Source organism: Bacillus sp. JJ1503 (genome assembly GCF_036965125.1).
GTDB lineage: Bacteria > Bacillota > Bacilli > Bacillales > Cytobacillaceae > Cytobacillus.
The window spans coordinates 1-11,715 of record NZ_JBALOZ010000149.1; the positions used below are offsets into that span (position 1 = coordinate 1).

Annotated in this window: 7 protein-coding genes and 1 pseudogene; all 8 read left to right on the plus strand. The window is 40.4% G+C overall.

Translation table 11 applies throughout. From position 1 onward, the window contains the following. The first annotated feature begins 107 nt into the window (after positions 1–107). Positions 108–1,427: an FAD-binding oxidoreductase gene (locus tag V7149_RS12610; protein WP_335345980.1), complete on the plus strand. Its 1,320-nt coding sequence runs from the start codon at positions 108–110 to the stop codon at positions 1,425–1,427. Position 1,428: 1 nt separating this feature from the next. Beyond that, positions 1,429–2,793, plus strand: a complete 1,365-nt coding sequence (locus V7149_RS12615; RefSeq protein ID WP_335345981.1) for a (Fe-S)-binding protein — start codon at positions 1,429–1,431, stop codon at positions 2,791–2,793. Continuing rightward, positions 2,777–4,234, plus strand: a complete 1,458-nt coding sequence (locus V7149_RS12620) for an FAD-linked oxidase C-terminal domain-containing protein (protein ID WP_335345982.1) — start codon at positions 2,777–2,779, stop codon at positions 4,232–4,234. The genes V7149_RS12615 and V7149_RS12620 overlap by 17 nt, the downstream gene beginning before the upstream one ends. A gap of 144 nt (positions 4,235–4,378) precedes the next feature. Next, positions 4,379–6,556: a malate synthase G gene (locus tag V7149_RS12625; protein WP_335345983.1), complete on the plus strand. Its 2,178-nt coding sequence runs from the start codon at positions 4,379–4,381 to the stop codon at positions 6,554–6,556. Between the two features lie 92 nt (positions 6,557–6,648). Continuing rightward, positions 6,649–7,419: an IclR family transcriptional regulator gene (locus V7149_RS12630; protein WP_335345987.1), complete on the plus strand. Its 771-nt coding sequence runs from the start codon at positions 6,649–6,651 to the stop codon at positions 7,417–7,419. A gap of 215 nt (positions 7,420–7,634) precedes the next feature. Next, the gene (locus V7149_RS12635) at positions 7,635–9,416 is read left to right on the plus strand and encodes an L-lactate permease (protein WP_335345984.1); all 1,782 of its coding nucleotides are present in this window, start codon (positions 7,635–7,637) and stop codon (positions 9,414–9,416) included. A 263-nt stretch (positions 9,417–9,679) separates the two neighbouring features. After that, positions 9,680–9,841 (plus strand): annotated as a pseudogene (locus tag V7149_RS26520) (hypothetical protein); the annotation flags it as partial. A gap of 57 nt (positions 9,842–9,898) precedes the next feature. After that, a partial coding sequence (fdhF, locus tag V7149_RS26525) for a formate dehydrogenase subunit alpha (protein WP_438824111.1) occupies positions 9,899–11,715 on the plus strand: 1,817 nt, incomplete at its 3' end.

Here is an 11,715-nt window from a genome sequence, read left to right on the forward strand (position 1 = left end):
TAATTAGATAGAATGTTTTAATGATAATAGAATACATAATTTAGTAACGGCTTTTACATTAAATGAAAACGATGTTTCTTATTACAAAACAATAAGGGGAGCTGGTTATGAATACTGTTGTTTTATTAGAAGATTTAAGGTCAGTTTTGTCAGAAGAGCAATTATCGATAGCAAACAGTCATAATAATTACTTAGGTAATGGCGGCTTGGCAACCATTTATCCATATACGGAAGAGGATATTGCTGCTGTCTTAAAGCACGCCAATGAAAAAAAATTAACGATATCGGTTATGGGCAATGGTACAAAAAGGGGGTTTGGAGGCCATAACGAAACGAGTGATGTCTTGCTCTCTTTAGCAAAATATAAAGGGGTTGTGGAGCATACAGTCGGGGACATGACGATAACGGTTAAATCTGGGACAACTTTCCAGGAGCTGCAGGATTATTTGGCAAAGGCGAATCAGAAAATTCCACTTGATCCATTTTCTCCAGCTGAGGCTACAATAGGCGGAATTATTGCAGCAAATGATAGCGGACCTAAAAGACTGAAATATGGCTCAGCAAGGGATTCTGTCATTGGACTTAGAACCATTTATCCAGACGGGACAATTATTCGGTCTGGCGGCAAAGTCGTTAAAAATGTAGCAGGCTATGACATGAACAAGCTATTTATTGGTTCAATGGGGACCCTTGGCGTCATTTCAGAAGTGACCTTCAAGCTAAGACCGCTCCCAAAATACGAATCACTTGTTTTAGTTAGCTTTCCAGAAGGAAATGAGGAAAGCATAAAGGAGTTTGCGATTAAAGTGCTGGACTCAGTTCTTGAGCCAGTCTGTATTGAATTATTAACCCCGTCCCTCTCCGAAAGACTAAATAATAAAAAGAGTTTTACAATAGCAATTAGCTTTGAGGATGTGGAAACATCTGTTCAATATCAGGAGGAGATGATTAAATCTTTAGCACCTCCACATTCCATGCTCACCATTCTTCACCAAAGTGAAGCACAGAATTTCTGGAAAAAATTTTACGAACTGCGTCTAAATGAGCAAGATTCCGGGAATGAAACGATTGCTGTACTAAAGATAGGAGTTGTAAATCTTAATGTAATTAAGGTAATGAAGGAGGCAGTGACACTACAGGATATAAAAAATGTAGCCGTTGAAGCACACGGCGGACTTGGTCATGGTCTTTGTCAAGTGAAGATAAATGGCTCCAAAGAAGATGTTGTCGACTCCATTCACGACTTGAGGAAAACTGTTGAGTCTATAGGCGGCTATGCGATTGTGAAGCATCTGCCATTTTCTATCCGTAAGGAAATAAATATTTGGGGGGAAAAGCCATCTTATTTTTCCTTGCTTGAAGGGATAAAGAAGAAGGTTGACCCGAATCGGATTCTAAACCCGAATCGTTTTGTAGGAGGGATATGAAATGAGTATGACAGAAACAGAATTGAAACAAGCGCCCCCTTGTACTACTGGCTTAGGCAATTATTTATGGAAGGACCCGCCTGATGAAAATAAATGGGCAGACTGTGTTCACTGTGGAATGTGCCTTGAATCGTGTCCGACTTATGAGCATACCGGTCAGGAACAGCATTCTCCCCGTGGTCGAGTGTATTTAATTAAAGCAGTAGCTGAAGGAAAACTGGAAGTGAATGAGCAATTTATGGACCCGGTATTTGCCTGTTTAGATTGTCGGGCTTGCACAACTGCCTGTCCAGCTGATGTAGATGTTGGCGGTCTGATTGAGGAAGCACGAGGGCAGATCCGCCAGGCAATTCCCCTTAAAGGATGGAAAGGGACTGTAAGTAAATTCTTTCTGCATGGCATTTTTCCGCATCATAGTCGCTTAAATACTTTAGGCGGCGTGCTCAAATTTTACCAAAAAAGCGGAATTCAAAAAGTAGTTAGAAAAACAAAGCTCATTAATATCATGCCGGAGCATTTAGTTCAAATGGAAGCCATCATGCCGGAAGTGAATAAATCTGTGCGTAAAAAGTATAAAAATCAAACGGTTATTAAAGCTAAAGGTGAAACGAAAAGGGAAGTAGCCATGCTAACAGGCTGTATTATGGATGTCATGTTTAGTGATATTAATGAATCCACCATTAATGTTCTGACGAGAAATGGCAATGATGTAAGGATTCCAGCAAACCAAACATGCTGTGGAGCTCTACATGTACATGCCGGTGACCGGGATATGGGAAGGCAGTTGGCCAAGCAAAATATTGAGGCATTTAAAGACGCTGAGAAAGTAATTGTGAATGCGGCTGGATGCGGATGTATGATGCAGGAGTATACTGAATTATTCCGTGAGGAGCCGGAGTGGCATAAGAAAGCAGAGGAATTTTCCAAAAAGGTTGTTGATATTTCAAAGCATCTTCACGACACCGGATATGAGAAGCCAAAAGCTGAAGTGAAGACAAAGATCACCTATCATGATGCCTGTCATCTTGCACACGGACAGGGTGTTCGAGAGGAGCCGAGGGAAATATTATTAGATATTCCTGGTGTGGAAATGGTCCATATGCCTAATGCGGACCGGTGCTGTGGAAGTGCGGGAATTTATAATATTACGAATCCTGAAATGGCAGATTCTGTTTTAGAAAGTAAAATGGAAAATATACCTGATGATGTCGAAATGATTTCCATGGGGAATCCCGGCTGCATGCTTCAGATGGCAGTTGGTGTGCAGAAATATGGCAGAAATCAGAAAATCGTTCATACTGTCCAGCTTTTAGATTGGGCCTATCAAAATGAGAAGGAGGTTGTGAACGATGAAGACAAAAATTAAAACGAATGATAGACACATTCAGCAATTAGCCGAAATTGTTGGTGGAGCACGTTCCATCCTTTACCATAAGGAAGATTTAATTTCATATGATTGTGATGGATTCACTCTTCATAAGCATTTGCCAAAGGCTGTTGTTTTTCCTAAGGATACCGAGGAAGTGGCGAAGCTTGTTAAATATTGTACGAAAAATAATCTCCCCTTTCTTGCGCGTGGAGCAGGCACTGGATTAAGTGGGGGTGCTATTCCGATTAACGGAGAAGTGATTATTAGTCTTGTTCGGATGAAGCGGTTAATTAGTGTTGATTTAGAAAACAGAAGGGCTGTAGTAGAACCAGGGTTTGTCAACCTGAAACTTACAAATTCGATATCGGATAAAGGTTATTATTATGCTCCAGACCCTTCTAGTCAATATTGCTGTACAATAGGTGGAAATGTCGCTGAAAATGCAGGAGGAGCTCACTGCTTAAAATATGGTGTCACGACCAATCATATTTTAGGACTTGAGGTCGTATTGCCAAATGGAGAAATAATTGAAATCGGAAATAACGGTATTTTGGATGAGCCAGGCTATGACTTGCTTGGTCTATTAACCGGATCCGAAGGTACTTTAGGAATTGTTACAAAAATAACGGTGCGCATATTAAAGAATCCTGAAGGCAAGCAAACAGTGTTAGCTTATTTTGACAAAGTAGAGGATGGAAGCAGGGCTGTTTCAGAAATAATTTCGGCCGGGATTGTGCCTGCAGCTTTAGAAATGATGGATAAAGTTGCTATCGAAGGGGTAGAAGCTGCTGCTTTTCCAGTGGGACACCCGAAGAATATTGAAGCGGTTTTACTCATTGAGGTAGACGGGATTGCTGCCGGGATTGATGAACAAATCAATCAGATCCTTGACGTATGCAGGAAGTGCAATGTTCGTGAAGTAAGGGCAGCTAAGGATGAAAAGGAAAGAGAACGCTGGTGGGCGAATCGGAAAACAGGGTTTGGAGCAATGGGGGCGATTTCACCAGATTATTTAGTACAGGATGGTGTAATTCCCCGCAGCAAGCTACCAGAAGTACTGCAAAAAATTAATGAAATCAGTGAAGAGTCTGGTCTGCGAATTGCGAACATTTTCCATGCAGGAGATGGCAATCTTCATCCGCTTGTTCTTTTTGATGCAAGAAAGCCTGGTGAAATTGAAAAAGCATTGCAGGCTGGCAGTGAATGTCTTAAGGTGTGTGCAGATGTCGGAGGAACGATTACAGGGGAGCATGGAGTAGGAATCGAAAAACGTGAAGAAATGCGTTTTGTTTTTAATGACGATGAAATTTTCGCACAGACAAATATACGAGAAGTTTTCAATCCACAAAACCTGTTAAATGCCGGTAAGCTTTTTCCAACGCCTGGCCGTTGTGTTGAAATTAAGAAGGAGATGAAAGAAGCAGCCTTAAATGCATAATAAATTAAATATTTTCTGAATATTATTGCAATAAGGAGTTGATTATGCTATTCTTTTTTTATCGATAGAATGAAACGCTGTTGCGTAATAACAAACAGAGAGAAATGATAAATTGGGAGAACGAATTGATAAGGAGGAAATAGGATGACAGCTTATAAACAAGTTGGAAAAATGCAGGTAGCTAGTGAGCTTTTGGCGTTTATTAATAATGAAGTTCTTCCAGGAAGTGAAGTGGATCAAGAGCAATTCTGGATTGGGTTTGAGGAAATTGTTGATGAATTAACTCCGAAGAACAAAGAATTACTTGCCATTCGGGATGAGCTTCAAAGAAAAATCCATACATGGCATCGGGAAAATCAAAAGTATTACTTTACTAGCTATAGAGCCTTCTTAGAGGAAATTGGCTATCTTGAAGAAGCGGGAGGGGATTTTAGTATCCTGACTGAAAATGTCGATGATGAGGTTGCAATTCAGGCAGGTCCTCAGCTAGTTGTTCCTGTTAATAATGCCCGATACGCCTTAAATGCAGCAAATGCTCGTTGGGGAAGCCTGTACGATGCCCTTTATGGAACAGACGTGATAAGTGAAGAGGACGGCGCAGCTAGAACGGATGGTTATAATGCGGTTCGCGGAGGAAAGGTTATTACATTTGCAAAAAACTTTTTAGACCAGTCTGTACCATTAGAGGAAGGGTCCCATCATGACATCATTCAGTACAAGGTAATTGCCGGTAAATTAATGGCTGTCCAAAGTAATGGTCAGGAAATTGGATTAAAGAATGAGGAAAAATTCGCAGGATATCAAGGTGATTCAGAGAATCCATCGACAATATTGCTTAAAAATAATGGGTTGCATTTTGAAATTCAAATAGATCGGACCCATCCGATTGGAAAAACAGATCAAGCTGGTGTAAAGGATATCCTTCTTGAATCTGCGCTTTCCACAATTATGGATTGTGAAGATTCAGTTGCAGCAGTTGATGCGGAAGATAAAGTCCTCGTTTATCGAAATTGGCTTGGTTTAATGAGGGGAGATCTAACGGCAAGCTTTGACAAGAGCGGTAAAACCGTAACAAGGACGATGAATGCAGATCGGAGCTATACATCACCAAGCGGGCATTCCTTTACTCTTCCTGGACGTTCTTTAATGTTTGTCCGGAATGTTGGTCATTTAATGTCTATAAATGCCGTGTTGGATAAGAACGGGGAAGAAATTCAAGAAGGTATTTTAGATGCAATTGTAACGAGTTTAATAGCGAAACATTCATTATTAGGGAACACTGCTCTTACAAATTCTACAAAAGGATCCGTTTATATCGTTAAACCGAAAATGCACGGATCTATGGAAGCTGCTTTTGCTAATGAGCTGTTCAATCGTGTTGAGGATTTGATTGGCCTCAGACGGAATACATTAAAAATTGGTTTAATGGATGAAGAAAGAAGAACATCATTGAATTTAAAAGCATGTATCCGCGAAGTGAAGGAACGGATCGCTTTTATAAACACGGGATTCCTAGACCGCACTGGGGATGAGATTCATACTTCCATGGAAGCTGGCCCTATGATTCGGAAGAATGACATGAAGGGGACAGAGTGGCTGCATGCCTATGAAAGGTCTAATGTCAATAATGGTCTGGCGTCAGGCTTCCATAATCGCGCCCAGGTTGGTAAAGGGATGTGGGCAATGCCTGATATGATGGCAGAGATGCTAAAGCAAAAAATTGCCCATGTAAAAGCAGGTGCTAATACCGCATGGGTTCCTTCCCCAACAGCAGCAACATTACACGCGCTTCATTATCATGAAGTTCATGTAAAAGAGGTTCAAAGTCACCTATTAAATGAATTAGCAGACTTGAAGAATGAAATATTACAAGTACCAGTAGCTGAAAACCCGCAATGGGGAGCAGAAGAAATACAGCAGGAACTTGATAATAACGCACAGGGGATTCTTGGATATGTTGTTCGCTGGGTAGAGCAGGGCATTGGCTGTTCCAAAGTACCCGATATTAATAATGTAGGTTTAATGGAAGACCGCGCTACACTAAGGATTTCAAGTCAGCATGTTGCAAATTGGCTCCATCATGGAATTTGTACAAAGGAACAAGTTGAAGAGACATTACAGCGAATGGCTAAGGTGGTCGATGAGCAAAATGCAGGTGATCTTGACTATCAACCAATGGCAGAAGACTTTGATAGTTCTATCGCCTTTCAAGCTGCGCGCGATCTTATTTTTAAAGGTTATGACCAGCCAAATGGCTATACAGAGCCAATTTTGCACCAACGTCGCTTAGAGGCAAAGGCGAAGTTTGCTATTAAACAATAAGACTTTTAAGCATGGCATTTCAATTTGAGTGCCATGCAATTTTAATTTTCGATATAATTAAATAAAAAGTGTTCATTTGAGGAGAGGAAATGTTGGAAAGAGAGAATATGGTTAAATCAGTAAGTCGGGCTCTTGATATTATTATGTTCGTCAGCATGAAAAAAGGGGGACTAGGTGTTACGGAAATTGCAAACCAAATGGATATTAATAAAAGCTCTGTTTATCGAATACTTTCAACACTCGTTCAATATGGCTATGTCGAGCAGGATGAGGAAACAGGAAGATATAAGCTTGGATATAAATTTTTGGATATAAGCTCAAAACTTCTGGAGTCTATTGATTTAAGAGAAGAAGCTAAGCCATTTTTGAAAGAATTAGAAATGGTGACGAATGAAGTCATTCACCTAGTTGTCTATGATCAAGGGGAAGTCGTTTACATTGAAAAATTAGACGGGAATGAAGCACTTAGAATGCATTCGAAGGTTGGAAAAAGAGCTCCAATGCACTGTACCTCGGTAGGGAAAGCTATACTTGCACATTTACCTCTGGCTGTGGCAACTGATATTCTTGAGCGAAAAGGGCTTCCAGTTCATACGGATAAGACAATAACGGACATAGATCAATTTCTTCAAGAACTCATTGAAGTTAGAAAGAATGGATTTGCGTTAGATTTAGAGGAAAATGAATATGGGATTACATGTATGGCTGTGCCCATATTTGATCATTTAGGTAAAGTCATTGCAGCTGTCAGTGTTTCTGGACCAACGATGAGAATGACTAAGAACCGGCTAGAAGCTCTTCAATCACGTATGATCCATATAGGCAAGCAAATATCAGCAAGGCTCGGATATTATGAAAAATAGATAAATGCTGTAAATACTAGGAATAATAGTGTTTACAGTATTTTTTTGTCGAAAAACAATGCGCATATTTTACAATTTTCCGAATATTGTTGATATTCTTGCGAATACCTGTATAATGTTATTTAGGCTGAGATATTTAGAAAACAACGTTTCGTCATAAGCAACACCAGCTATAATAAGTTTGTCATTATGAAACAAAAGGAGGAAAATGTCTTATGAGTACGGGAATGCTTTCTTTGCTTTCTCTCATGCCAATCATTGCAGTAGGAGTTTTCTTAGTTGGCCTTAGATGGCCAGCTAGTAAAGCTATGCCAATTTCCTATGTGATCGCAGTAGGATTGGCGCTATTCGTTTGGAAGGTGCCAGGAGCTAACGTTGCAGCAGCATCCATAAATGGATTAGTCGTGGCAATCACCTTACTGTACATTATTTTTGGTGCTATCTTGCTGTTAAATACACTGCAGGAGAGCGGAGGGCTCAGCACAATCCGTCAAGGCTTTACTGATATTTCGACTGATAGGAGAATTCAGGTTATCATTGTTGCATGGCTGTTCGGATCCTTTATTGAGGGAGCATCGGGCTTTGGTACACCAGCAGCCGTTGCAGTTCCGCTGATGGTTGGCTTAGGATTTCCCGCCATGGCTGCAGTTGTTGCAGGAATGGTTATCCAAAGCACACCGGTTTCATTCGGCGCCGTTGGTACACCATTGCTTGTAGGAGCTAGTACCGGTTTATCAGCTGACCCAACGATTACAGATAATATGATTGGATTTGTGACAGCAATCGGCGGGAAGGTAGCTATCTTACATATGATTGCTGGAACTTTAGTGCCGCTTTTTGTAGTGGCATTAATGACTAGGTTCTTTGGGAAAAACAAATCGTTTTCTGAAGGAATTAAGGTTTGGAAGTTTGCTATATTTGCAGCCTTTGCCATGACGATTCCCTATGTAATCGTTGCCAATACTCTTGGACCTGAGTTCCCATCCATGGTTGGGGGATTAGTTGGTCTTGCGATTGTAGTCTTTGCTGCAAAAAAAGGGTTCCTTATGCCTCCAAAAGGAGAAGAATGGGATTTTGAAGAGAAGTCAAAATGGGATCCTGAATGGTCTGGAAAGTTGGAAATCAAGATCCAAGATCATAAAAATGGAAAAATGAGTATGGTTAGGGCATGGTCGCCATATATTTTAGTAGGATTATTTCTTGTATTAACAAGATTAAAAACTCTTCCGGTTGGAACATGGCTTAAATCGGTTGTCATAAAATTTGAAAACATTTTCGGTTCTGGTATAACGTCTAGTTTTGATATTTTGTTTTCGCCTGGGACAATCTTTATTGTCGTATCAGCCATGACATTTTTCATTCACGGTATGGGTGGAAACGCTTACAAGAAGGCTTGGTCACAATCAGCGAAAACGACTGTTGCTGCATCAACAGCCTTAATCTTTACCGTGCCAATGGTTCAAGTGTTCTTGAATTCTGGAGGAGGAGCTGCAGGGTTTGATAGAATGCCAATTGAACTGGCAAATGGAGTTGCCGCACTTGCAGGGGAATTTTGGCCAATTTTTGCAACCTTTATTGGAGGATTAGGGGCATTCATCGCTGGTAGTAATACAGTTAGTAATATGATGTTTGCATTATTTCAATATGATGTAGGGTTACAAATTGGTGTAGATTCAACTTGGGTAGTAGCACTTCAGGCCGTTGGCGGTGCTGCAGGAAATATGATTTGTGTTCATAACGTTGTAGCTGCATCTGCAGTAGTTGGACTATACGGAAAAGAAGGAGTGGTCATTCGAAAAACCTTATTCCCATTCGCTTATTATGCCTTGTTAGCGGGTTCAGTGGGATATTCAATTGTTTGGTACTCTCAAAAAGGCATCCTCAACATTGGCTCATTCATCGCAGTTATCATCGCAGTCGCTGCTGTTTACATCATTGCTACGAATAATAGGCGGGCAAACTTACTACTACTACAAGACACTTCAATTAAAAACTGATGAAAAAAAATAGCCAGGGAGATTTCGCTGGCTCTTAGCATATAAATGAATAAAGCGATACTCTTCTAGACGGTTTCACCTATTTACTAAAGGAAAAATATAGTATAATAGATATGTATTTTTATATTTCAATCTATTTGAAATTAAATAAAATACTGCTATCTGGGGAGACTAGCTGCTACTTGTTAAGAGTTCTCTTAAGCATTTTTTGATCATTTTTGTAAAAAGAGACTCTTATAAATTTCACAAATGGGAGGATGAATATGGGAGAAGCTGCAAAAGTTAAAACAGTTTGTGGATATTGTGGAACGGGCTGTGGCCTTGTTGTGGAAGTTGACAATAATAAAATTGTCAAAATTCGCGGGGACAAAGATGCGCCCGTTAACAAAGGACAGACATGTGTAAAGGGTTCTTTTGCCTATGAATACGTTCATTCGAATAGGCGTTTAACAACACCGCTTATCCGTAAGGCCGGTGAGCTTGTGGAAACGACATGGGAAGAGGCCTATACCTTTATTGCTGACAAACTTAAGGGAATCAAAGATCAATTTGGTCCTGAATCCATTACGATGTTTGCTACGGCTAGAAGTACAAATGAAGTAAACTATGTAACACAAAAATTTATGAGAGCAGTGATCGGCAGCAACAATATTGACGGCTGCAACCGAACCTGACACGCCCCTAGCGTTGCCGGTCTGGCAACTGTATTTGGAAATGGATCTCCAACAAACACATTGGAAGATTTTGATCGTGCAGAAGTTTTACTGTTAATGGGCTCAAATACGACCGAGGCCCATCCGATTATTGCAAACCGCATGAAAAAAGCGGTGAAATCTGGATTAAAGATCATTGTGATTGATCCAAGAAAAATAGATATGGTGAAGGTTTCACATCGCCATTTACAAATTAATGTGGGCTCTGATATCGCCCTAATGAATGCTATGATCCACGTCATTATTGAAGAAAACCTATATAATCCGGCATTCATTGATAAATTTACTGTTGATTTTGACACTTTAAAGGAACACGTAAAAATGTATACCCCTGATTACGCAGCAGCGATTACAGGAGTACCTGCTGAGGATATTGTTGAAACAGCAAGAGAATATGCAAAGGCAGATAAAGCCATGATTGCTTATACTTTAGGAATTACAGAGCATCATTGTGGTGTTAATAACGTATTTGATATCGCCAATCTTGCTTTATTGACAGGACATATCGGCAGAGAAGGCTGTGGCATCATGCCTTTACGCGGACAAAATAATGTCCAAGGGGCCGGAGATATGGGATGCTTGCCAACCCAGATGCCAGGTGCTGTCAGCTTATCTAATGAAGAGTATCGCCATCGTTTCGAAAAGGCTTGGAATGTAAAAATAAATCCAGAGCCAGGTAATACACAAACGCGCGCATTTGAACGAATGGAAGACGGTTCTGTAAAAGCGCTATACTGCATTGGTGAAAATCCATTAGTCGCGGATGTTCATAGGCAACATACTGAAAAATTATTAAAAGGACTGGATCTTTTAGTAGTCCAGGATATATTTTTAACTGGAACTGCTAAGCTGGCAGATGTCGTTCTTCCGGCAAGATCATGGGGTGAGGTAGAGGGTACGTATACAAATACTGACCGTAGAATTCAGCGAGTTCGAAAAGCCGTTGATGCTCATCCTGATACGAGGGACGATTGGGAAATCCTTTGTGAAATCGCAAAAAGGCTGGGCTACCCAATGCACTATAACAGTAGTGAAGAAATATGGGAGGAAGTTCGCTCTTTAGCCTGGGAAATGTATGGCGGTATGCCATATTCTAGATTGGAGAAGGAATACAGTCTCCATTATCCTTGCCCGGATGAATCTCATCCAGGAACCTTTATTCTCCATCAAAGATTCTTTGATGAAAATGAAAGCAATCTACGATTATCACCATTTAATGCGGTTAAGTATACTGGTCCAATTGAGATGCCAGATGAGGAATATCCGTTTACACTCACTACCGGCAGACGCTATGAATCTTATAATACTCATACCCAAACAAATCTTTATGCAAGTGGTGTGAAAATAAAGCAGGCTGAGGAGTCAGCGGATATTCATCCGGAAGATGCCGTGAAATTAGGAATTGATACTGGAGATTTAGTTGAAGTGAGCTCAAGAAGAGGAAGCGTCCAAGTGAAAGCAAAGGTAACTGACCAAGTTGCTCCTGGCTTAATTTTTATGAGCTTCCATTTTGAGGACGTTCCAACAAACGTCTTGACAATTAATGAATTTGATCCAATCTCAGGAACGGCAGAATATAAAGCATG